This window comes from Fictibacillus iocasae (assembly GCF_042665465.1).
Lineage (GTDB): Bacteria > Bacillota > Bacilli > Bacillales > Fictibacillaceae > Fictibacillus > Fictibacillus iocasae.
On the sequence record NZ_JBHTCP010000010.1, the window covers coordinates 45,310 to 68,892 of the forward strand.

The window sequence follows — 23,583 nt, forward strand, 5'->3', positions numbered from 1 at the left end:
TTTTGTACGTTTATATCAAAATTTGTAAAAATAAGTTGTTCTAGTAAGCGCTACTTCATTTGAGTATGATGGAAACGTGAAGAAAAGCAGGATGGAAAAGGGGAAGTTAGATGAATGTATTGAGCAATATTGAGCTTTGGGCCGCCGTCACAGGACTCGCGTGCGTCTTTTTGGCGGCGCGGGAAAACATTTGGAGCTATCCGGTCGGCATCATTAATGTCGTGCTGTTCATGGTGATGTTCTACCAAGTGCAGCTGTTTCCCGATGTGACGCTTCAGGTGATCTTTCTTGTGTTGACCGTTTACGGCTGGTACGTCTGGCTGACAGGATCGAAAAATGTGAAGGCTGTCAGGAAAACGCGCAGTATGACAACGCGTGAAATCGTCGTAAGTGCTCTCGTTTTGGTCCTACTTACGCCTGCGGCAGGCTGGCTGTATCATGAATACTCTGCCGCCGTGTTCGGAAGCGATGCGGTGCTGCCGTTTGTCGACTCGTTCATTCTCGTTGCCAGCATTCTCGCACAGTGGTTTTTATCAAAAAAAGTGATTCAGACGTGGTTTCTGTGGATTGCCGTAGACCTGGTGGCCGTGCCGCTTTATTTTTCACGAGGACTGACCATTACCGCGGTTCTATACATTTTTTTCCTAGCGAACGCCGTTTACGGGTATCTCGCTTGGCGCCATGTGATGAAAAAAGAGAAAGCCGAGCAGACGGAAGCGGCATAAGAGAGGAGGCGGTCTCGTGATTCGAGGGTTTGTGCTAGGAAAATTTATGCCGCTGCATAACGGCCATAAGCATATGCTGGACGTGGCGAGCGCAAACTGCGATATGCTGACGATTCTCGTATGCTCGATTCAGTCAGAGCCGATTCCCGGCAAGCTGCGGTACGAGTGGGTGAAGCACGAATATCCGCATGCGCGTGTGATTTGGTGCAACGAAGAGCTGCCGCAGGAGCCGCGGGATGAGCATGATGAAGAGTTCTGGAGAATTTGGCGAGGTATTGTTAAAAAATATCACCCAGAGCGTGTTCATCGGGTGTTTGGGTCCGAGGACTATGTCGTGCGGCTGGCAAAAGAAGCGGGCAACGCTGAGCCATGGATCGTAGACAAAGCGCGAGAAAATGTGAGGGTTTCAGGTACGGCCGTTAGAAGTAAGCCGTACGAGAATTGGGACTTCATTCCGGACGTGGTGAAGCCTTATTACACAAAACGAGTGCTGATCACTGGTCCAGAGTCGTGCGGTAAAACGACGATATCACGAGAACTTGCCGCGATGTTTCACACGAATTGGACGCCCGAATACGCCCGAGAGTACATTGAAGACGAGATGAACAATGATATGGCCAACTTGAACGCGCATCATATGAACGTGTTCTGCGAGCGACATTATGAGCAGGAAAACTACGCGTGGCGCAACGCGAACAAAGTCACGTTCAGCGATACATCAGCACTCGAAACATACATCTACTCGCGTACCATGCTGGATGCGGAGGAAGCCGGGCGAGTGAGGGCAAAGGACTATTTGGACAACGGCCGGTACGATTTCGTGATCCTGCTCAAGCCAGACATACCGTGGGAAGAGGAAGAGCAGCGCACCTACCGCGACAGGCGGGATGAGATGTATGAGCTGTTCAAGCAGACGCTGGAAGAGTTTCAATACACGTATGTAGAAGCAGGCGGCATCGGGCAAGAGCGCTTGGAAACATGCGCGTCGCTCGTGCGATCGATGATGGCTGAATAGAAAGTGAAAGTTTGGGAAAGTTCGGGGTCCGGTACTATTTAAGATAATCCTTAATAAATCAGCCTATTTTAATAGGGAGTACCGGACCCCGAACCTAATAATGAGGAGGTTTCAAGCATGGATCTTTCAACGGTTTCTGCCGGGGACAGCATTCGCTATACAGGCAGCTCTTTTAAGTTTGATGATGGAACGTATACAGTTGTGAGCGCGGAGTCCACCTATGAACCAGCTTCAGCTTGTCCTGAAGACGCAAGAGGAAAGCTGTTGATTATTGAGTTTATGAATGATGGTACGCCCATGTTTTTCTTTCTTGACCAGCTGAATCCTCATGAATGGGAGCTAGGGGAAAAGTAAACCGGAACCAACAACTGGAACCAACAACCGGAACCAACAACCGGGGTCCGGTACAACCACGAAAAGTTGCTGACAAAACAGCAACTTTAGTGGTGGCGTACCGGACCCCGAATAGATTATTCCTTCGTCTCCAGCTTCACATTATGCTCTTTCGCGAGTTTTTTCATCGCTTGCTGGTAGTCGCGGATTTTTTTTCGCCCCTCGCTCAGCTTCTGATTCGCTTCGTCCATCTTTTCAAAGCTTTGTTCTTCGAGTGCGGCGACTGCGAGCAGCATGCCGCTGTGCTGCAGCTGAACGCCTTCAATGTAGTCTTCATGCAGTTTTTGAATCTCCTCATTTTCAAGCTGAACCTTTTCCAGATCTGCTAGAAACTCGCTATACTGCGGGATCACTTCCTCTGTCAGCGTGACATACATCGTTTCGTCATCACTGTAATTTGGACCTGTCACACTTGCATAGAGCTCGATCACTTCGGTTTCCTTCTCGCTCAAGCTCGGCATTGTATCGTTCACATACGATAACAGCTCATCCGCGACCGGGTCGCTGCAGCCAGACACGAATAAGATGAGCACTGCCGATAACAGCAAAATACCTAGCTTTTTCATACATTCCCTCCCTTTCCGTTCAAGTGTATTCAGGCGCGGCTTGTCATCTGTCAGAAGGAATAGTCTATTAGTCCGTCCTTTTCCATATAATTTTTTAAGAACAGAAAAAAGGGATGATCAGATGGAACGTTGGATGATGATGGGGAAGAAATTCGGTGGTTACGTATTGGCTGGTGCAGCAGCATTAGTGATCGGGTTATCAGTTGGCCCTTCACAAGAGTCGTTGGATCAGGCAGTATCTGAAAAAGCCGAGTTAAAAGAGGAACTAAAAGAAAAGCAGAGCGCGTGGAAGAAAGAAAAAGAAACAGCGACAGAAACAGTTGAGGCATTAGAAACAAAGGTGAAAGAGCTCTCCGCAAAAGTAGAGGAAGCCAAGCCTTGGTTCGAGCTGACGGCAGCTGAGCAAGCGAGCCGACAAAAAGAAGCCGATTTAAAGGAAGCCGAATTAGCGGAAAAAGAAAAGAAGCAAGAAGAAGCTAAAGCGAAGGAAGCCGCAGAAAAAGCAGCGGTTGAAAAGAAAGCGGAAGAGGAAAAAGCAAAAGCAGCTCTTGCCGCGCGAACCAAAACGTTCTCAGCCGGACAGTATGTTGTCGGACGTGACATTGAGCCGGGCATGTACGACACCTTAGCCGTAAGCGGTGACGGAAACTTTATTGTCACAAGTGATTACGATCTAAAAGTGAACGAAATGTTTGGAACGAGCGGAGGCTTCTACAACCCAGCGTTTAAAAACCTACACCTAGAAGAAGGCGACGTCATCGAACTGAACAATAATTTAAAGGTTAAGTTCACTCCGTTAGATAAATAGTACCGGACCCCAAGTAGTCGGGGTCCGGTACTCCAAAAAGACAATAAGCAGCAAACGTCCATCACATATGGACATTTGCTGCTTATTCTATTATTTTGAGCAGAACACATGGTACGATAGGGAGGAAACCATAATAATGGAGGCTGGTGTATATGTTATTGAAAGGCAAGAAAGTCTTAAGCCTAGTGCATCACGATTGCGAGGATCTGGAGCTTTGGTATCCGGTTCTGAGACTGCGTGAAGAAGGTGCGGTGGTCGATCTAGTCGGTGAGAAGGCAGGAGAGACGTACATCGGCAAGTACGGCGTGCCAGCGGAGAGCGACTACGCGTTCGGCGACGTGAAAGCAGAGGATTACGATGCTATTCTGGTACCTGGCGGCTGGGCACCGGACAAGCTGCGCCGTTTCCCTGAGGTGCTGGAGATGGTGCGTCATATGGAAGCAGAGAAGAAGCCGATCGGGCAGATCTGCCATGCCGGCTGGGTGCTCATTTCGGCTAAAGTGCTGGAAGGAAAGAAAGTGACAAGCACACCAGGCATCCGCGATGACATGGAGAACGCCGGAGCCGAGTGGCTGGACGAGGCCGTCGTCGTTGACGGACACCTCGTATCAAGCCGCCGCCCACCCGATCTCCCCGACTACATGAGAGCTTTCGTGGACGTGCTGGCAGGGAAGTAAAGGGGTCCGGTACGCCAAAAAGACAAAAAGCAGCGAAATTCCATCCAAGGTGGACATTCGCTGCTTTTGTTAAGGTTTAACAATACACGATAAGGAGATCTATCATGTTGAAACGACGAATTTTACTAGGATTGCTCGTGGTGGCTGTCCTGCTCGCGGGATGCTCAGATGACAACAAAACGGATATCAAGTCGTTAGAGTCGTCCAAGGCGTCAAAAGTGGATATGGACGTCACTGCATTTTTTCAGAAGACTGAAAGTGTTAATGAATACGTTTCGCCGTTTGAGGAGGGCATGAACAAGACGACGTTAATGACCACATCAGCTGCGAAGAGCACCTCTCCCACGGAACGCCTCGTGCAGAAAATGAATGTTGACAAAGCCTCCAACAGTAATGACGTGAAGCGGCAAATTGTCAAATACACGGTAACCAAAACATCGCTGGAAACAGAAGATGGCGAGATTCTGCTCATGAACAAAACAAAGTGGAAATCAAAGGGCTGGAGCCATTATGTGGTCAGCACAAACGAGACAGTAAAAGTAAAAGCAGGCACATTTGAAGAGTGTGTTCTCGTGGTTTCGGTGGATAAAAAAACGGGGTTAAAGAAGAAGACCTACTATGCCAAAGAGGTTGGCATGATCAAAACGACAAGCCAGGCAAAAGGCGAAAAAGAAAGAACCCTAATTGAACTGGTGGAAACGGATAGCCTTTGAACACCGTCTGGGGCCGGGGACGTTGAGGGTCCAACACCGTCTGGGGTCCGGTACGAAAGAGATAACAACGTGAATACATCAGCATTGTATGACATGGTGTACCGGACCCCTAATAGTGTGCGTTAGTGAGGGGGGCAGCAGCTTGAGAATAAATCCACAGTATATAAACCAAATGTGTCATATGGCAGAAAAGCTTCAAATGACGCAGCAGGTGAAGCTCAAAACAGAAAAAAACCGTGTTCCAGGCGCTCGTGCGTCGGGGAATACGATCTATTTACGAAGCGGCTTGCTACAGAACGAGACACTTCCACCGGCAGCGATCACCTTCGTAATCGCGCATGAGCTGATTCATATCCATTATCGGGAAACCGGATGGAATCGGGCGAAGCAGAATCTATTAAGCTTCTGCGGCAATAAAAAAGCATCCGCCCTGATTCTCTTGTCCGAGCTAAGAGCGAACATCGAAGGCCGAAAATTGGCAAATCTGACTCCTGACGAGGTGGAAAACAGTTTAACCCTGATGTATGCAGAAGGAAACAACGGGAACGATGACAACGAATAAACCTTTAAAAAAGGCTACCCTGATACGAAAACGATCGTTTCGTATTGCAGCAGATACAATCTCTTTACCGAAGAAGCACAGCATGAAATCCTTCACGAGTTCTGCCGTGTTCTTAAAATAAAGAATGAAAGCCACTTTAAGAGTTTGGTAATAAACGAGTTTGCTAGTTAGTCACAACAGCTATGCGTGCGGATTACGCACCGCAACGGGCGGTAAATGTGTATTCTTCGTGCGTGAGATGGTATTCTACTAGTAATCTATATAAGCGAAGGAGTGTTGATTAATGCCTATGCCATTAACACTGCAAGGGACGATTGTGACGAACGGAAAAGAGAAGCGTCTCGGAGGAAATTTGTTTGAACTAAATCTCGAAGGCTATCAGCTGTTCCTGCTCGATGTGCCGGTCAATGTGCGCAAAAATGAAAAAAGCGGCGAAGCCGGTACGGCTGTCGTGCGGGAGCTAACGTTCAAAAACGGCAAAACAACAATCGTGTATGATTTGGAGAGCCTGCACTCCGTGAATTAACGTTCCATAGTATGGGAGGCGGGTACCGTACCCCCAAGAGGGGGAGACTGCGCCACAAAGCAAATCTTAAAGGGCGTTACCGGACCCCAAAAATGAGTTTCATACAAAACCCACTAAAAAAATAAAGAAAAAAAAAACTAATCAGTCTATTTATTATTTCTTTTTTATGGGAAGTGATTGTATACTGTATTTAGATACATATTAAAGGGGGGCTAAGCACATGAAGACGTTTGAGGAAAAGCTGGATCAGTATGCTGAGCTTGTGGTCAAGGTCGGTCTTAATATTCAAAAAGGACAGCGCTTACAGATTAATACATCCATTGATACGGTTGAATTCACTCGCCTTGTGGTGAAGCATGCGTATGAAGCAGGCTGCAAGCAGGTGTTCGTGGACTGGGGAGACATTGAAACGAAGCGTTATCATTTGCTCGGAGCATCAGAGGATGTCCTCGCCGATGATCTGCCGCAGTGGGAGATCGATAAATACAACAGCTTGGCTGAAAACCATGATGCGTTGCTGATGGTAACAGGATCTGACCCGAACGGTTTTAAAGGCATTCCGCCGCAGCGCATGATGCTTGCTCAGAAAAACCGCGGCGAGAAGCTGCATGATTTCTCAGCCTCACAGCTTCGCGGCGATATTCATTGGGCGATCGCAGGTGCGGCGACGAAGGAATGGGCACAGTCTGTTTTTCCGGATAAAAATGAAAAAGAAGCACTGGATGCTCTTTGGGAAGCAATTTTCAAAACAGTGCGCATCGACACGGAAAATCCAGTTGCCGCTTGGGAAGAGCATGTTGGCAACCTGACTGAGAAAATGAATTATTTGAATGAGCAAAAGTTCAAAACGCTTCATTATAAATCAGAAGGGACAGAGCTAAGCATCGACCTTCACCCGGATCACGTTTGGGTAGGGGGAGGCCATCACTCGACGTTTGGCACGTACTACATCCCGAACCTTCCGACAGAGGAAGTATTCACGACTCCGCTCAAGACGGGCGTGAACGGAACAGTTTCCAGCACAAAGCCATTATCGGCGATGGGGAACATGATCGAGAACTTCAGCTTAACGTTTAAAGACGGAAAAGTCGTCGAATACAAAGCGGAAAAAGGCGAGGACACACTCAAGCAGCTGCTCAGCATCGATGAAGGCATGCTGTATCTTGGTGAAGTGGCGCTCGTTCCACATGACTCACCGATTTCAAACTCAGGCATCGTGTTCAACAACACGCTGTATGACGAAAACGCATCATGCCACCTCGCGATCGGAATGGCCATCACGATGACAGTAGAAGGCGCCGGCTCGCTCAGCAAGGATGAGCTTGAGGCGAAAGAAGTCAACCAAAGCCGCGGCCATACCGACTTCATGATTGGATCAGCCGATTTGCAGATCGAAGCCGAGTACGCAGACGGCCGCCGCATCCCGCTATTCGTAGACGGCAACTGGGCAGAGTAACTTTCATTAAGTTCGGGGTCCGGTACGTTCGGGGTCCGGTACGCCAAAAAGACAAAACCCGCAAGAAGTCCATTCCAGATGGACATCTTGCGGGTTTTTAAATAACTTAAAACTTGTAGAAATCTCGACATTCTGCAAGATCTTCGAGCTGTCCGGAATCAAAGTTTTGCTCATGTGATAATAGCCAAGCTATTTGTTGGTCTGTTGGTTTATTCTGGCAGTTCCAACCAATTACATCAGTGGTAATATTGATAAACGACCTTTCCCACAAATCATCTTGTGGAGAAGACGCAACTTTGTTAGTTGTTAATTCTTGCGCCAAAATTTTATGATCCCCATATTTACACTCATAAAAAGTCCCTTCTGGGTCAAGCCATCCAATGACTGGTTCCATAAAACCTCCCATTTATCGATAAACCGAACTCGGTATTTTGACAACCGGATAGCCGGATGAGTAAGGACCGACTTCATAGGATTGAAACTTTAAATAAATCCCGTCATGGCCGTAGTAAAAGGTCGTGTTCTTGTTAATAGGAACATGAGATGCCTTTGTCACATAAAAGGTTTCAGGGTGCTTCTTCATATAGTTGAAGGCGTATTGCTGAACTTTGCTGATTTTGGCAGATGTGTTCAGAATATGAGTGAGCTTGATTTCCTGGCCCGTCGCGACTCTGAAGTTCTTGCCAGTGACGCCGCCCATGCCATGCGCACCGCCTTCATACATATAGTTATAGATCAACAAACTAAGCGTTTTGCCGTCGTTGTAATTAATGGTGTAGTGCGCTTCATAGTCAAAATCGCACGCAAATCCTAAATCTGTGCATAGCTCATCATCTTGCATGTCCTTTTCATTTTCCATTGTCTGAACGTACGCTTTATAGGACAATACCGCTTCAGTCAGCAGACTGGCGTTGATTTTCTTTTCCGCTTCTTTGTTCGCCAACCCTTTTACCTGAGGGTACGAAAGCTCCTTGATGTTATTGTAATAATGCTTTTTCACCTGAACACCAACAGGCGTGAACTTGAGGTACTTCGTAGACAGATAGGCTTTTTTCTTGTTGTACAGAATCTCTGACCAGCCGCTTTTCGTTTGGCTGTACACCGTGACCTTTTGTCCCTTAGCCATGCTGCCGATAATCTTGTAATTCGTTCCCGGACCGCTGCGGACATTAATTTTTTCTAATGTTACCGCAGGTTTTGAGGCAGCAGCTGCGATCACTTCAGACTGCCCAGTTACCAACGAGAAGCAGAGAGCGAAAAGTATCACCAACGCGAAAGGGAACTTCAAAAACTTTACCATTATATTCCTCCTTTTTCCAACTTCTTCTAAATTATAACGAGAATATAGTTGTAAATAAATACATTTCTACATTTTATTACAATATATATATCAAACGTGTTACAATACGGTTCAAACGGGTATGTTCTTATTAAAGAACGATTTCTGCGTTTGGTTTTTTTGCGCCTGTGCGTTCTTTTTAAAGAACGAAAGAACAAGCCAGATGAAAGGAGGAGACAACAGATGCGGTGGCTCTGGATTGTTCTTGGTTTGCATTCCATCATTCCGGCAATGGGCTACAGCACTCCTGTGGCGGTCCACACGAAAACGAGTGATGGGTATCACCTTGTCTGGAACGATGAGTTCAGGCAGTCGGGTTCGTTAAACAATTGGAACATCCAGGATTGGGCATCTGATAAGAACAATGAATGGCAGTATTATTCACCTGAGAATGTGACGGTCAGTGATGGATTCCTGAAGATCACCAGCAAACGAGAACGGCTTAAAGGCAGAACGTACACATCCGGTGCGGTTACTACACAGCATATATTCTCCTTTCAGTACGGAAAAGTGGAGATCCGTGCCAAGCTGCCAAAAGGGCAGGGGGTGTTTCCGGCGTTCTGGCTGGTCACCGAACAGAAAAAGAAGTGGTTGCCCGAGATCGATATGATGGAAAACCTCGGCCACGAGCCGAACGTCGTGCATCAGGTCGTCCATTGGATCGACAAGAATGGCCGGCAGCAAAGGGATTATTCGAAGTATACAAGCGAAACCGACTATTCCGAAGACTTCCACAGGTTTGGCCTCATCTGGGAAAAGGACAAAATCACGTGGACGGTGGACGACCAGAAGGTGTTTGAAACGACCAAGTTCAGTCCATCACAGCCACTGTTTTTATACATGAACACAGCCATCGGCGGCAATTGGCCCGGAGATCCCAATCCGAAAGATGCGTATCCAAAAGAGATGCTGATCGATTACGTGAGAATCTACCAAAAATAACAGCAAGGGGAGTGGACGATGTTATTCCTATATATCAGCTTATTCATCTTTCTCGCGTTTGTCGGTTTTCAGACGTTGTATATCTTGATTCCTCTGTTTAAGAACGAGAAGAAGAACAGACTGCCGTCCGCTGTGAAGCACCGCTTTTCCGTGCTTGTGCCCGCTTATAATGAGGAAAAAGTCATCGGTCATTGCGTATTTGGCTTCCGGCAGCTGAATTACGAACATGCCGAGCTAATCATCATCAATGATGGGTCTACGGACAACACGATGGACTATTTACGCGTCTTGCTCGATCTTGAGGCTGTGTCGCAGCCTTTCAGCCAGAAGCTTCCTCATGAAATCATCCGCGGCTATTACAGGTCCTCCAAATTTTCAAACGTATACGTGATCGATAAATATAATGGCGGGAAAGCAGACTCGTTAAACGCCGGCATCAATTTCAGCCAGCATGATCTCGTCGTCACACTCGATGCGGACAGCATTTTAGCACCCGATTCGTTAATGGAGATGAACGAAAACTTTCAGGATGAGAAGGTGATTGCCTGCGGCGGTAATGTCCTGATTACCCAAGGCTTCAGCGGCGGCAGTCTGCGTGAACTGCGGCCAACCTTTAACATTAACGGAGTGATTCGGTTTCAGTTTCTTCAATATTTAACCGCCTTTTACCTGCATAAGCGTGCGCAAGCGGCACTTGGAGCGATTACCGTGATTGCCGGTGCGTTTGGCGCTTTCCGCCGTGAGGTCCTGTTTCAGATCGGCGGCTTTCGGAAAACGATCGGCGAGGACATGGACATTACGTTGAAGCTTCATAAACGAATAAAAGAGAACAACCAGAACGAAAGAATCGCTTTCGAGCCACATGCGATCTGCTATACCGAATGTCCGGGAACGCTTAAGGATATGTTCAAGCAGCGTGTCCGCTGGCAAAAGGCGTTCATCGATTGTCTTTTCTATTATAAGGATTGCTATTTTCGCAAGTTCACAGCGCGCTTTTCCATCTTCTTTCTGATCGACCAATTTATCATCGGCACGTTGAACGCGTTTCCCGTCGTCATCGCACCGTTCGTTTTACTCTTTTATAAAAGCCACTTTATCCTGCTCGTCCTGCTTGGCCTTGGTGCAGTCTTTCTGTTCACGTATCAAAGCTTGACCACCATTGTTGTCAGCAGCATGCATGGCGTTGTGTTTCGGAAACGGGACATCGTGAAGATCCTGGCGTTTCTGCCGTTTGAGATCTTCATTTTCCGGATGATCAACCTTTCCTTTGTGGTGTATGGCACTCTTTCGTATTTCGGCAAACCGAAGACGTGGGACAAGATGGAGAGGACGGGCGTGGTGAGCTGGAAGGAGGTATAAATCATGCGGCATCTATTGATAAAATGTGCGGTGGCAGCCGGTTTCTTCACGGTGCTAGGTGCGATCGGGTTCGGCTTTCTGTTTGCCGTAGACGAGTACAACCTTCTCGCGCTTGAGAACAAGGAAATCTTTCCGCCAGACGAATCATTGCCGCTAGGTGGCTGTGTGAGCGGATCAGACCGTGAGATTCGCAGCTTTCCAACAGGTCCTCACGCTTCCGCTGTACCGATACTGACCTACCACCGAATTGTGGATCAACAAGACCTTGGCAGCACGCACATGATAAAAGGGAAAAGAAATCTCATGGTCGTCACGAAGCAGGAGTTCGCCACACAGATGAATCATTTAAAAGAAGAAGGCTACACATCTCTGAGTTTGAAAGAGGTGTACCATTTCCTCGAGCAAGGGCTGAAGGTTCCAGAAAAGAGTGTGGTCCTGACGTTCGATGACGGCTATAAAGACAATTATATCGAAGCGTATCCGATATTGAAAAAATACCGTTTTCACGCTGCGAATTTCATCATTACGTCGAAAATAACGAAGCGGGTCGCCGATTACACGCCAGAGTATGTGCAGTATTTCAGCATACAAGAAATGCAAAGGTCTTGTGATGTGTTCGAGTTTCAAAGTCATTCGTTCGATTATCACAAAAGAGGGAAGGACGTCACGAACAAGAGGATGTCGTATCTTGTGACGAAATCGGAAAAAGAGATCGTACGGGATACAAACACGAGTATTTTCCAGCTTGGCGGAGAAAAGCTGGCATTCGCCTATCCATACGGAGAATATACGGTGAAATCAATGGATGCGCTGCGAAAAACAGGGCTCACGATGGCGTTTACAACCGAGAACAAAAAAGCACGCCCAGGCGACCACATCTACGAAATCCCCCGCTATCAAATTCTTTCCACCACAACCTTTGAGGAGTTTAAGGAAATGATTAAGTGAGGGTCCGGTACACGTTTTCATACATCCAGCTGTATCAGCATGTGTGGAAAAAGTGTACCGGACCCCGGTTCGCATTCTTCATATTTGCGATTACCGTCCGATATAATAGCTATATGACGCAGTGAGCGGAGTGGTAGCAGTATGAACAGTGAACCGAAATTTGCCAAAGGCTGTCTGTGGGGAGTAGGCTTGTCTCTCCCAGTCTGGGCGGTCATCATTTTCATGATCAGCAAGTATCTATTTTAAACAAGTGTTTAAATACAATGCCGTATGAAACGGTTGTTTTCTCCTCATAATGGTAACAATGTTCTGTAAAAAGGGGAGACAACATGACATTGAAGAATATGATGAACACGATCTATCTATCATTGAGCTGTGCGTTTATCATGCTTTATTTTGCTTTTCCATCGTACTTTACCGGCGAGCATACCAGCTTCCTGCTGCAATCGGCAGCAGGGGAGAAGATGGATTTTTGGAATGCCGCTGCCCGAAAATGGGTGCATCTCTTTTTTTATGGCGGGCTGTCCATCATACTTTGTAAAGCGTTTGTCACAAGCTTTCCGCATCACTTAAGATCAGCGTGTCTGTTATCCTGGCTGATCACCATCCTGATCGGCGGGATGGACGAATACTACCAGACCTTTATTCCAGGCCGCAGCGGCTCGGTGTATGATCTAGCGATTGATGCCGCCGGTGCGTGTGCCTGCTTTGTCTGGTATGCAGCGAGACGAGTGAACAAAGAAACGACATACACGAATGCTCCTTAAAGATCTTCATCCTTTAGGGGGCATTTTTCGTTCATTAACTGCAATCGCGCAATCCTATACCTCAATAATCATCTTGAAAAGGAAATCATCGACCTTTGTGGAATACAGTCTATAAGACACTATCCTTGAAAGGTGGACAAATTATGACGTCAAGATTGCCTCACCAAATAGCAGACAGCATTTCGCTGCCGGTTATTAATGCACCGATGTTCCTCGTTTCCAGTCCTGAGCTTGTGATCAACAGCTGTAAATCGGGCATTATCGGCTCGTTTCCGTTGTTAAACGCGCGAACGTCCGAGCTGCTGGAGCAGTGGATGATAACGATTACGGAACAGCTGGATAGCGCGAAGCAAAATGATCCGGATGCTAAGATCGCGCCGTGGGCGGTTAACCTGATCGTGCACAAGACGAACACGCGTTTTGAAGCGGATATGGAGCTGATCAAACAATATAAGCCGCCGATCGTCATCACGTCACTCGGCAACCCGACAAGCGTGGCCGAAATGGTCCATGAATATGGCGGCCTCGTCTATTCGGACGTGATCAGCCTCGACCATGCACGAAAAGCGGCGAAAACAGGCATCGACGGACTCATCCTTGTTTGTACAGGAGCGGGAGGGCACGGCGGGACGCTTCATCCGATGGCGTTTCTCTCGGCAGTCAAAGAATTTTATGATGGCACAGTCATTCTTGCCGGCTGCATTTCAACCGGATCGGACATTCTTGCATCACAGGTGATGGGAGCGGACCTAGTGTATATGGGGACCTCGTTCATCGCCGCCAAGGAAAGCTTTGCGAGCACCGAGTACCAGCAGATGCTCATACAATCGACACTCGAGAACATCATCTACACTGACGCGATCAGCGGCATTTCCGGCAACTACCTCACAGCTAGCCTGCAGCAGGCGGGCTATGATCTGGACAAGCTGAAGCGAAAGGAAACGATTGATCTGTCGTTTTCGGAAACAAAAGCGAAAGCGTGGAAAGACATCTGGTCAGCAGGGCAGGGAGTAGGCGCGGTGAAGGACGTGAAGCCGGTGGAGGAAATCGTCGAGAAACTCGAGCGTGAGTATGATGACGCATTGAATCACGTTTCTTCATATAAAAGAAACACGCGCCAGTCTCAATTGAACAGCGTGGAATAAACGAAACAGGTGCCTCCTGACTTGGGGACACCTGTTCGTTACTTTCATTTAGTTAAACAATGCAGATGCCTGAGCCAAAATCGCATCGCGTCGTGCTTGTTTTTCAGCCATGTACACCTGGCGGAACTCGTCCGCTGCGGCAGGTGACACCTTTTTGCGGATCAAGTCATCGCGCATTTCGTTGTACGCATCAAAAAATTGACCATCGATCTTCGCTTCCGCTGCGGAAGCGCGGGGTTCGTACTTGTTCATGAAATAGTCGAATGACATCGGTGTGCCGTTGTTTTTCATCGTTTGATATTCAGCCGATGCTGCGTTTAGGATGCTGTTGATCTCGGCATCTGCTTTTGCCTGCAGGTTCAAGAAGGCTGGCAGATGGTTCTGCTTGATTTTCTCGATCGTCTTGCGGCTTTTCTCGTCAGATACGCCAGCTGTTGTGTCGTAATCATCCGTTTTGCCGCCGTTACCCGCTGGCTTTGGTGCAACCGTTGACGATCCGCCGCCTGCCGAACCTGATTCTGATCTTGAACCTGAACCAGATCCACCAGAAATAGAACCTGATGACGTAAGTGTGTAGCCGCTGATCTTGCCACCGGCCGTGTATCCTTCAGTACCAGCTGATGCCGTCGCCGCGCCTTCTCCAGCAGCACCAACTGATTCACCAGAACCGCTGTTGCCTTCCGCGCCTTTCTTGCCAGAAGCATCACTGTCCGCTTTCGCACTGCCATCCTTTTTCGCAGCATCTCTCTGTGCAGACTTCTTGCTGTCTGATTCTTTCTCAGATGTGATCTTAGCTTTGTTGTCAGCGACCTTTGTTTCATGATTTATGAAATAAAAGGTTCCAGAACCGATTAGTCCAAGTGCTGTTAAACCAACTGCTATGTACTTTGTTGCCGGTTTCATTGATGTAGCCCCCGTATAGTAATATTTTACTTATTTTTTCACTTTACTCATTGTACCAACAGATACAATATTCGACAATAGTTTCATAGCATAATTTGTAAAAAAGAGAGAGTTTACAAATACTCCATCGCTTTTTTCAAAATTTCTTTTTCTCGCGCCTCTTTTTTCGCTTCGTACGTGTCGCGGAATTGCTGCAATGACGTGTTGGAATGCCCGTTCTTGCGCAGTTCATCGCTCATCGAGTTGTAGATTTCATAAAAAGCGTTATCGGTTGTTTCTTCGAGCGTGGCGGCTGCCGATTTGTATTTTAACGCGAAATATTTGTATGAAATAGTATCGCCCGCATTTTTCTTTTGGATGTATTCATTCTTCGCAACCTCGACAACCTGCACTATTTTGCTGTCAGCCTCAGCCTCAAGACCCTCAAAGGCTGGCGTGTACTTTGCGATAATTTCCTGCTCGGTTGCTGGCTTCGGCTTTTCCACCTTTTTCGGCACCTTCACTTTATAGTCGCTCTTCGTGATTGCGTTTACCTTTTCATCTGTCACTTTGACGGTCTTTATATTGAAAAGGTAGTACACATAGCCTCCGCCAACGAGCAGGAGAAGAGCGGCTGTGATCCCTGTAATAACAAATATTTTCTTCATTTCTAAATCCCCCCATTCAACACTATATTACACGATAAAAACTGGAATTTCGACAAAATTTTGTCGTGGATGTGTCCATATTACTACGAAAGAAAACACCTGCTTAAACAGGTGTTTAAATTAGTCGCTATACGTGATGGCTTGGCTGCCCATCTGCTCCCATGCGGCGATGAATTTATCCCTTGGTGCGCGCTCTTTTTTCAGCAGCGGATCGTTAAAATAGACATATTCCTTATCGTAGCCTGTGATGAGAACCGAGTGCTCCTTCCACGTAATTTTCACTATCCCCTGTGGTGTCTGCCATGTCCGGAACTCGCTGTCTGGAAGCACATCATACGTCACGTTTGTGATGATCCATACAGGCTTGTTGTCTTGTAATGACGATAGCACCTGTGAAAAAGGCGCACCCGTGAGATCCAAAATCCTCCCTGGCGTATAGTTTTCTGCGAGCATCGCAATCGGCTTATGATAGACGCCGTAACCCATGTTGTTGAGTGAATAAATATCCCCGACAAAGCCTTCGTTCGGATGTCCATAAGAAACGGCACCGTCCTTATTTACGTAAGGCTCGGTCGTCTTCTTCACTTCTTTAGCGAGACGCATTTTGTCCACAGACACACCGCTATATTGAAGGAGCATAGCAAGGGAGGTCACCTCGCACCCGCGCGGCAGCTCTGGATACTGCCCTATGCGGGGTACGTTCAGCTTAATCTCACTTTTCACAGCAGGTATTACTGGTGTGATGAAGGAGGAGTCGTGCACCACATACGTTTTCTGATCTTCGTTCTGAACAACCCCGACGAGCGCGCCAGCCATAAATACGGGCACCAATAGCAAGGCCTTTTTCTTACCCATTCTCGCATCACCTACCTTCACCGATGTTGTTATTCTTATTATCGACAGAAAACGTGATTTTCATAGGTGAAATTGCCTATGAAAGAAATAGTCGAAAAATCCTCCATTGGAACTGTAGAAAAAGGAAGGAACTAGCATTAATTTGTAGAAATTTCTAAAAACAGACTAAATGATGCCGCTCTTTTCCTATTAATATGCTGCAGCTGTATGCCGATATAAGAGAATATGGTTTCATAGGGAGGTAACAAATGAGAAAGAAAAAGGTTATCAAGCGCTTTATCATCTCGTCCACGTTCGCTGGCGCCTTTTTGGCTGTGCCTCTAATCGGAGAGGCGGCATTAGGCGACCAGACGCTGACCCTTGGAACGTCTCATCCTGACGTGAAGGAGCTTCAGAAACAGCTGAAGGAAAAAGGCTATTTTCACGAAGAGACGACCAACTATTTTGGACCGGTGACGCAAAAGGCGCTAAAGGAATTTCAGCAGAAAAACGGGCTGACAGCAGACGGCATCGCGGGCAAACAGACGTACAGTGTCCTGCTGGCGAAAAAAAGCGCGCCAACGCCGCCAACGTACGAAAACAAACAGCCTGAAGTGAAGCCGTTGTTAAAGATGGGCTCAACAGGCGATGCGGTCAAGCAGCTACAAAACAACCTGCGCGTTCTCGGGTTGTTCACGTATCCGAAAACGACCGGATATTACGGATCGGTCACAGCCGAAGCGGTGCGCAAGTTTCAGCTGCAGCACAAACTAAAAGCAACGGCGGTCGTGGATACAGTAACGGCGAGTAAAATTGCTGCGGAAGTAAAAAAGAAGACGACGCTGAACACAGGACAGAAGCCGCCAGCGCCAAAGCCGGTCCCTGCACCCATGAAACCAGCCCAGCCGCCAGCACCCGCACCTCAGCCGGCAACATTAGAATTGAAGCTCGGTATGCAAAACGCGGACGTCTCCAAGCTGCAATCACAGCTCAAGACCTTAGGGTTCTATACATACCCGACAATCACGGGATATTACGGACCGATAACAGCAGAAGCGGTGAAAAGTTTTCAAAAGTTCCATAAGCTGCCGGTTACGGGCATCGTGACAAAAGAGGTGCGCGACAGAATCACAGCTGAAGAAACGAAGAAACTCGGATCAACGCCGTCTGTTCCTCCTGTGTCACAGGAGCTCGCGATTAACGTAATCGCCAATGCGGCCGAACTGATGGGGACGCCTTACGTGTGGGGCGGATCGACAACAGCAGGATTCGACTGCAGCGGCTTCATTCAATATGTCTTCGCGAAGGAAGGCGTGAAGCTGCCGCGAACGGTCGGGCAAATGTGGAACGCCGTCGCCAAAGTGGACACACCAGAAGTCGGAGATCTTGTATTCTTTGAAACGTATCAGCCAGGCGCCTCTCACCTCGGCATCTATCTTGGCAACGACCAGTTCGTGCATAGCGGATCCAACACCGGTGTGACGATCAGCAGCATGAACTCGAAGTATTGGAGTGAACGGTACATTGGTGCCGGACGTGTTATACAATAGAAGAAAAAAACAACCATGTATATAAAGCACTTTGTAAGAGGATGGGTGGATCTCCGCTCCAGGGTACTCGCTTTCCGCGGGGCGGGCGGTGAGCCCCTTCGTCGCAAGCGACATTAAGGGTCTCACCTGCCCACTCGTCCCGCAGGACAAGGAAGGCTGCAGCAGCAAGACATCGCACGAAGAAAATGTGAAGTTCATTTTCGAGGAGTCTCGCACCCTTACGCTCCAATCCACCCATTTAAAGAGGGCGTGTATGAATCGTTTCATAGTTCTTTCCATAGCTTTGTTATAAAAAATCGAGTAACAATAAAGGCAAAACCAAAAGCCAAGGGCAACTCAAAATCACATGAGTTGCCCTTGGCTATTTTCTATATGAAAGAAAAGAAGATTAGTATTTATTGCATCAAAAGGCATAGGGTGGGGTGCGATTAGACATACCTTAACTCCTATGAAATACCCGTTTTCTCGTAAAATAATACAAATTATCTGAAAATGTAACATTACTGTAATACAAATTAACTAGATTTGTAACACAGTATTCCATAAAATACAAAGAGATGAAAGATCTTGTAGAATTTTAGGGAAAAAGGGGCATATAACGATGAAGCGTGTTTACACAAAAACAATCGGGGCATTAACATTGGCAGCAGCCATTTTAATAGGACAACCTTCTTTCGCTGAAGCAAAATTGGGAGACAAATCGCTAAGCTATGGCGTGAAACATAAAGATGTAACCGATCTACAGAAAGCACTAAAGAAAACAGGGCATTTTACATATCCTACTTATACGAACTATTATGGTACATATACGAAAACGGCCGTAAGCGGGTTTCAAAAACAAAACAAGCTGAAAGTAACCGGAGTCGCTGATACGAAAACAATTCAGGCGATCACGAAGAAGGCCGCAACGCTTAAAAGTCTGAAGCCAGTGGCAGCTGCTTCCTCTTTCGATCCGGACTTCGCGTTGAGCCTTCAAGGTGTGCGCTACCGCATGGGAGGGACGAGCCCATCTACTGGATTTGACTGCAGCGGATATGTCCGCTACGTCATGAACGAGCAGGGAGTCAGCCTTCCACGAACGTCACGTGAAATGTTCCAAAGAGGCACACCAGCCATGACTCCGCAGCCAGGCGATCTTGTATTCTATGATACAAACAGCAACGGCAAGCGCGACGTCTCGCACGTCAGCATCTATCTTGGCAACAGCCGAATTATTCATGCAGCCGGCAGCCAAGTGAAAATCGACAGCATGGGGAACTCCTACTGGAACCCACGATATATGGGAGCGAAAAAAGTATTGTAAGTTAATAGAAAGAATGAAGAGCACCTGCAGATCGCAGGTGCTCTTTTTATGGTCATTTTTTGTCTAGTAAAGGGTGATCTATAGCCATTTATGCACGTACCACTGGCATATAGAAGAAGTCGACAAAAAGGAAATAAAAAATATTCGCAATAAAAATAAAAAAACACTAAACATTAAACGTTATTCTCCGATAAATAATTTGAGCGACAAACAAGGACAAGATTACTAGAAATAATACTAGTAAAATATATTCTTGATTTCTCCTCGAATTACAAAAATTACTTCATTTTTACAAAAAAATGCTAGTAATTTATCAGATTTTGTATTATTATATGAAATGTATTCCATTTTAGGTAATATGTTACTATTTTAATATAATAGTTTTGTACTACTTGTATATGATGTGGAATACACCGCAGCAAGAACATCACCACGTTTTTTAAGACTATTTTCAGATATACATAGGGAAACCATCGAATCTGGAGTTAGTTTTTAAAAAAATAAATTGTCCAATAAGGAAGGGGAAAATTTTAAAATGAACACAAAGAAAATGTTCAAAATCGCAACAGCTGGATCAGTTGCCGCTAGCGCATTCGTAGCAGCAGCTCCAGCAGACGCAGCAGTTTACACGGCAGCACAAGTAAATAAGCTTGTTTCTAACGCAAAGAAAGCTGAGGCTTCTCTTCGTGCTCGTACGCAAGCTGATGATGCTCAAAACCTAGTATGGGGATCTGCTAAGACTCGCCTTGCTACACTTAAATCAGAAGTAGCAAAAGCACAAGCAGCTATCAAAACACTAAAGACTTCTAAAGAAAGAAGCCTTTACACTTCTAAACTTCAGTCTTCTGTAGACAAAATCGGTCACGGTGAAAAGTTCCTTGCAGCTGTAGCAGCGACTAACACTGCTAAAGTTGCGGTAGCAAAGCTTGAAGCTACTTACACTGCAGAAAACCTTAAAGGTGCTGAAGATGCAATCGCAGCAGCTGAGCTTTCTTACAACCAAGCTTACAGCCCGGCTGTACGTGCAGCATTCCGCGCACACGGTGCAGAGCTTGCTAAGCACGTTGCAGCAGCTAAAGAAGCAGCTGGCCTAGCAGTTAAAGTAAAAGCAGCTGAAGATGCAGTAGCAGCTCTTGAATCAAAGGTTGCTGAATTGAAGACAGAAGACGCTGTAAAAGCAGCAGAAGCAGCTAAAACAACAGCTGACTCAGCAGTAGCATCTCTACCAGCTGGACACGAGAAAATTGCTGGTCTTAAAACTAAGATCGATGCAGCTCAAGCTAAGATTGTTGCAGCTAAAGCAGCTCTTGCTACTCCAAAGGTTGAATCTGTAAGTGCGATTAACGCTACTCAAGCAGTTGTAACTTTCGCTGGAGAGATCGGTGAGGTTGCAGCAAGCAACTTTACCGTAGACAAAAGCGTAACAGTAATTAAAGCTGAAGTTAATCCTTCTAACAAAAAGGAAGTAACGTTAACTTTCAATCAATCTCTAATCGATAACGATTCTTATAAAGTAACAGTAGATGGTGTGAAATCTGCTACTGGTACTGCAATGAAAGAAGCTGCAACTGTAGAATTTAAGTATGAAATTGCTGCTGTAAAAACAGTACAATTATCTAAAACTAAATTCTATGATGGAGACAGCATTCTTGATGCAGTAGTTGTTAAAGATACAAACGGTCTTGTACTAGAGAACAGCACACTTGACATTGAAATCGCTTCAACAGACTCTGCAGTTAATACAACTACAGGTGATGTAACAACTGCTGTTACTAAATCTTTCTATGTTGAAATCAAAGTGAAAGATGGATCTGAAGTATTGGCAACAACTGGAGCAGTTAAAGTTGATATTGCACCAGAACTAGAAGTAGCTGGTTTCGATGGACTTCATATCGGAGCATTGACACTAGGTGATGAAGCAACCGAATATGAAACTGCAAAGAAAGCAAATAAATTAGACTCATCGTTAAAAGTTAACGAAAATGGGGAAATTCTAAATCTATTTGCTAAAGATGTTGATGGAAACATTGTTCTTTTAAGCCCAGTAGCTTCTCCTTTGAATTTTAAAATTACAAATTTAACACCAACTGTTGCAAACGTTACTGAAGTTAACGGTCAATTTGTAATCAATACTATTACTACAGGTAAGGCACAAGCTAAGATTAAAGTTGGGGATCTTGAAACAACTGTAACATTTGATGTTATTGCCAATGAAAAGATTGCAGAAGGAACTCTTGGCAGCAATAAAGTTTCTCTTGATACATCTACAAATGCTATAACAACTACTGAGACAGTAGCTCTTTCTCTGAAAGATCAGTATGGAGATGCCATTGTTTATCCGGCTAATATTGATCCATCTAAAGCTGATACTGCATCAGTAGTAACGTATGATGATGGAAGCAAACTAAGCGTTAAGTCTGGGAATACTCGTGTTGCTGAGGCAACTGTTGCTGACAACGGTGAAGTAACTGTTTCATTACCAGCACAAAATGGTATTAAAGGTTCTACCACTGTTACTGTAGAATTTAAGGATGCTTCTGGTAAAGTTGTGTTCACAAAATCAATCGCTGTAACTGCTAGTGACTTTGATAGTGCTGTTGCTAAGTATGACTTAGTTTTAACATCTTCAAACTCAGTTTTAGACGCTGATAATGATGCTAATGAAACTGGTGTAGATCTTGATGATGAAGTAACTTTTGTTCTAAAGCAGTTAGACAAGTATGGCAATGTTATTGGCACTGAGACATTAGGTACTGATGCAGTAATTACTGCTACTACATCTAACATTAAAGATCAAGATTTCATTGATGCTGTATCTTATGCATCAACCACAGGAACTGTCGCTTTAACAGCAGATGCTGTTAATAAACTTACTAACACTGGAACAGTTAAGTTTATTGCAAAAGTTGGTGGAGTTGCTGTAGATACTCTAGATGTTGTTTACAAGAATACAGATTCTGTAGCTACTAAAGCAGCAGTTAATACTGCTAACCGTACTGTTGACCTATCAGTTCTTGGTGGAACAACTGTATCAGTAGATGAACTTCTATTCGGTAAACTTAATGTTGCTGGAACAAAGTATGCGCTAAACCCTGTTCTAACTGTACAAGATCAATTCGGAAAAACTATGGATTATGACATTGCAAATGGTCTTGATCTTTTAAAGAACGGATTAACAGTTGTACCTTCTACTCCAGTTCTAACTAACTTAAGTAATGTTACAAATAATGCTGGAGTACTAGAACTTACTGATGCTTCAAAAACAGGAAGTGTAACAATTGTAGTTCCAACAGTTTCAACTTCTGCTAATGCTGATTTGTTAGCTGCTCCAGTATCAATTACTGTAACTTTAGTCAAGTAATTAAATAGAAGTTAGGGTTTGTGCTAAACTTAAGGATCAATTATGTATCTTAATTTAGCACCCCCTCTCCTTACTAAAAGAACCACAAGATGACCATTAAAGTCATTTTGTGGTTCTTTTTGATAGGTGTTCATAGAAGCGATAATATAAATGAGTCATTTTGTATCGGCTACACTCAGTTAGACAGAAATTTTAAGGTCAAGTAGACTACAGAGACAGAGATCTATTAGAGGAGAATCTACGATGACTAAAAAAGAACGCCGGACTTTCACTCCGGAATTTAAACAACAGATCGTTCAGCTGTATAAGACCGGAAAGCCAAGGAAGGATATTATTCGAGAATATGACCTTACTCCATCATCTTTGGACAAGTGGGTCAATCAGTTGGAGAAGTCCGGTTCATTCAAAGAAAAAGATAATTTAACTCCAGAAGAAAAAGAGCTGAATCAATTAAGGAAAGAGAATAAGCAGCTTCAAATGGAGAACGACATTTTAAAGCAAGCTGCGCTGATACTAGGACGAAAGTAAATGTGATCAAGAACAATCAACACAAATACTCGATATCAGCAATGTGCAAAGTCCTGCAACTTCCAAGAAGTACGTACTATTATGAAGCAAAAGAAAGAAAATCAGAGGACGATATGACGTCTCTTGTCATTGAGATCTTCCACCAAAACCGACAAAATTATGGAACACGAAAGATTAAGCATGAGTTAAAGAAGCTTGGCCATCAAGTGTCCAGGAGGCGTATTGGCCGAATCATGGCAGAACAAGGATTGGTTTCTGCTTATACCATTGCCCAGTTAAGCCGCATGCGGCCCTACCTAATGAGGCAGAAGATAAGAATGAAATAGAAATTAGGGAAAAGTAGGCCGCTGTTGTCAAAATAAACCACCTATAATAAAAAAGAATAAAAAAAGCCCGAATAATGAACTTTATTGTAAGCCCGAAATATAAAATAAAGCACACCCTTCGGTGCGCGTGACAAATAGCCGTAGAGGATAGATTTCTTATCCGATCTACGGCTATTTTATTTTCCGCATG

At 45.5% G+C, this 23,583-nt stretch carries 23 protein-coding genes and 1 pseudogene; 18 read left to right on the forward strand and 6 right to left on the reverse strand.

The window, feature by feature from the left end; translation table 11 throughout:
- Nucleotides 1–110: 110 nt before the first annotated feature.
- The 3 genes from pnuC to ACFQPF_RS05460 all read left to right on the forward strand — a co-directional run bounded on the left by pnuC (nt 111) and on the right by ACFQPF_RS05460 (nt 2,094).
- Nucleotides 111–725, forward strand: a complete 615-nt coding sequence (gene pnuC, locus ACFQPF_RS05450) for a nicotinamide riboside transporter PnuC (RefSeq protein WP_379747369.1) — start codon at nt 111–113, stop codon at nt 723–725.
- A 16-nt stretch (nt 726–741) separates the two neighbouring features.
- Entirely contained in the window at nt 742–1,740 is a 999-nt protein-coding gene (locus ACFQPF_RS05455; protein ID WP_379747371.1) for an AAA family ATPase, read from the forward strand.
- Nucleotides 1,741–1,857: 117 nt separating this feature from the next.
- Nucleotides 1,858–2,094: a hypothetical protein gene (locus ACFQPF_RS05460; protein WP_379747373.1), complete on the forward strand. Its 237-nt coding sequence runs from the start codon at nt 1,858–1,860 to the stop codon at nt 2,092–2,094.
- A gap of 116 nt (nt 2,095–2,210) precedes the next feature.
- Here ACFQPF_RS05460 and ACFQPF_RS05465 read toward each other — a convergent pair whose 3' ends face one another.
- Nucleotides 2,211–2,699 (reverse strand): hypothetical protein, encoded by a 489-nt coding sequence (locus ACFQPF_RS05465; RefSeq protein ID WP_379747375.1) that lies wholly within the window; start codon nt 2,697–2,699, stop codon nt 2,211–2,213.
- 121 nt (nt 2,700–2,820) lie between these two features.
- Between ACFQPF_RS05465 and ACFQPF_RS05470 the strand changes: the two genes are divergently transcribed.
- The 6 genes from ACFQPF_RS05470 (at nt 2,821) to ACFQPF_RS05495 (ending at nt 7,441) form a co-directional block, all read left to right on the forward strand.
- A complete protein-coding gene (locus ACFQPF_RS05470; RefSeq protein ID WP_379747377.1) occupies nt 2,821–3,507 on the forward strand; it encodes a coiled-coil domain-containing protein in 687 nt (228 codons plus the stop codon).
- Nucleotides 3,508–3,659: 152 nt separating this feature from the next.
- Nucleotides 3,660–4,184 (forward strand): type 1 glutamine amidotransferase domain-containing protein, encoded by a 525-nt coding sequence (locus ACFQPF_RS05475; protein WP_379747379.1) that lies wholly within the window; start codon nt 3,660–3,662, stop codon nt 4,182–4,184.
- 104 nt (nt 4,185–4,288) lie between these two features.
- Nucleotides 4,289–4,897, forward strand: coding sequence for a hypothetical protein (locus tag ACFQPF_RS05480; protein WP_379747381.1), 609 nt, complete (start codon nt 4,289–4,291; stop codon nt 4,895–4,897).
- A 142-nt stretch (nt 4,898–5,039) separates the two neighbouring features.
- Nucleotides 5,040–5,459 (forward strand): M48 family metalloprotease, encoded by a 420-nt coding sequence (locus ACFQPF_RS05485; RefSeq protein ID WP_379747383.1) that lies wholly within the window; start codon nt 5,040–5,042, stop codon nt 5,457–5,459.
- A gap of 283 nt (nt 5,460–5,742) precedes the next feature.
- Nucleotides 5,743–5,985 carry a DUF2584 family protein gene (locus ACFQPF_RS05490; RefSeq protein WP_379747385.1) on the forward strand — a complete coding sequence of 81 codons (243 nt, stop codon included), beginning with the start codon at nt 5,743–5,745 and terminating at the stop codon, nt 5,983–5,985.
- Between the two features lie 220 nt (nt 5,986–6,205).
- Nucleotides 6,206–7,441, forward strand: a complete 1,236-nt coding sequence (locus ACFQPF_RS05495; protein ID WP_379747387.1) for an aminopeptidase — start codon at nt 6,206–6,208, stop codon at nt 7,439–7,441.
- Between the two features lie 106 nt (nt 7,442–7,547).
- Here ACFQPF_RS05495 and ACFQPF_RS05500 read toward each other — a convergent pair whose 3' ends face one another.
- Together ACFQPF_RS05500 and ACFQPF_RS05505 are read right to left on the reverse strand one after the other, a co-directional pair.
- On the reverse strand, nt 7,548–7,835 hold the full coding sequence (locus ACFQPF_RS05500) for a hypothetical protein (RefSeq protein WP_379747389.1): 288 nt from the start codon (nt 7,833–7,835) through the stop codon (nt 7,548–7,550).
- A gap of 12 nt (nt 7,836–7,847) precedes the next feature.
- On the reverse strand, nt 7,848–8,741 hold the full coding sequence (locus ACFQPF_RS05505) for a PdaC/SigV domain-containing protein (protein ID WP_379747391.1): 894 nt from the start codon (nt 8,739–8,741) through the stop codon (nt 7,848–7,850).
- A 222-nt stretch (nt 8,742–8,963) separates the two neighbouring features.
- Here ACFQPF_RS05505 and ACFQPF_RS05510 point away from each other — a divergent pair, with 222 nt between their 5' ends.
- The 5 genes from ACFQPF_RS05510 to ACFQPF_RS05530 all read left to right on the forward strand — a co-directional run bounded on the left by ACFQPF_RS05510 (nt 8,964) and on the right by ACFQPF_RS05530 (nt 13,941).
- Nucleotides 8,964–9,722, forward strand: coding sequence for a glycoside hydrolase family 16 protein (locus ACFQPF_RS05510; RefSeq protein WP_379747393.1), 759 nt, complete (start codon nt 8,964–8,966; stop codon nt 9,720–9,722).
- 18 nt (nt 9,723–9,740) lie between these two features.
- Nucleotides 9,741–11,081 carry a glycosyltransferase family 2 protein gene (locus ACFQPF_RS05515; protein WP_379747395.1) on the forward strand — a complete coding sequence of 447 codons (1,341 nt, stop codon included), beginning with the start codon at nt 9,741–9,743 and terminating at the stop codon, nt 11,079–11,081.
- A gap of 3 nt (nt 11,082–11,084) precedes the next feature.
- Nucleotides 11,085–12,029 carry a polysaccharide deacetylase family protein gene (locus tag ACFQPF_RS05520; RefSeq protein WP_379747397.1) on the forward strand — a complete coding sequence of 315 codons (945 nt, stop codon included), beginning with the start codon at nt 11,085–11,087 and terminating at the stop codon, nt 12,027–12,029.
- Between the two features lie 329 nt (nt 12,030–12,358).
- Nucleotides 12,359–12,796: a VanZ family protein gene (locus ACFQPF_RS05525; RefSeq protein WP_379747399.1), complete on the forward strand. Its 438-nt coding sequence runs from the start codon at nt 12,359–12,361 to the stop codon at nt 12,794–12,796.
- 143 nt (nt 12,797–12,939) lie between these two features.
- Entirely contained in the window at nt 12,940–13,941 is a 1,002-nt protein-coding gene (locus tag ACFQPF_RS05530) for an NAD(P)H-dependent flavin oxidoreductase (protein WP_379747401.1), read from the forward strand.
- Between the two features lie 48 nt (nt 13,942–13,989).
- On the opposite strand, the gene ACFQPF_RS05535 is transcribed toward ACFQPF_RS05530, so the two are convergent.
- The 3 genes from ACFQPF_RS05535 to ACFQPF_RS05545 form a co-directional block, all read right to left on the reverse strand.
- Nucleotides 13,990–14,844: a hypothetical protein gene (locus tag ACFQPF_RS05535; protein ID WP_379747403.1), complete on the reverse strand. Its 855-nt coding sequence runs from the start codon at nt 14,842–14,844 to the stop codon at nt 13,990–13,992.
- Nucleotides 14,845–14,957: 113 nt separating this feature from the next.
- Nucleotides 14,958–15,491, reverse strand: coding sequence for a hypothetical protein (locus tag ACFQPF_RS05540; protein ID WP_379747406.1), 534 nt, complete (start codon nt 15,489–15,491; stop codon nt 14,958–14,960).
- A 120-nt stretch (nt 15,492–15,611) separates the two neighbouring features.
- Nucleotides 15,612–16,346, reverse strand: a complete 735-nt coding sequence (locus ACFQPF_RS05545) for a C39 family peptidase (RefSeq protein WP_379747408.1) — start codon at nt 16,344–16,346, stop codon at nt 15,612–15,614.
- A 248-nt stretch (nt 16,347–16,594) separates the two neighbouring features.
- Between ACFQPF_RS05545 and ACFQPF_RS05550 the strand changes: the two genes are divergently transcribed.
- The 4 genes and pseudogenes from ACFQPF_RS05550 to ACFQPF_RS05565 form a co-directional block, all read left to right on the forward strand.
- Entirely contained in the window at nt 16,595–17,875 is a 1,281-nt protein-coding gene (locus ACFQPF_RS05550; protein ID WP_379747410.1) for a C40 family peptidase, read from the forward strand.
- 601 nt (nt 17,876–18,476) lie between these two features.
- Nucleotides 18,477–19,178, forward strand: a complete 702-nt coding sequence (locus ACFQPF_RS05555; RefSeq protein ID WP_379747412.1) for a C40 family peptidase — start codon at nt 18,477–18,479, stop codon at nt 19,176–19,178.
- A gap of 535 nt (nt 19,179–19,713) precedes the next feature.
- Entirely contained in the window at nt 19,714–22,539 is a 2,826-nt protein-coding gene (locus tag ACFQPF_RS05560) for an autotransporter outer membrane beta-barrel domain-containing protein (protein ID WP_379747414.1), read from the forward strand.
- Between the two features lie 243 nt (nt 22,540–22,782).
- Nucleotides 22,783–23,363 (forward strand): annotated as a pseudogene (locus ACFQPF_RS05565) (transposase); the annotation flags it as partial.
- Nucleotides 23,364–23,583 lie beyond the last annotated feature (220 nt).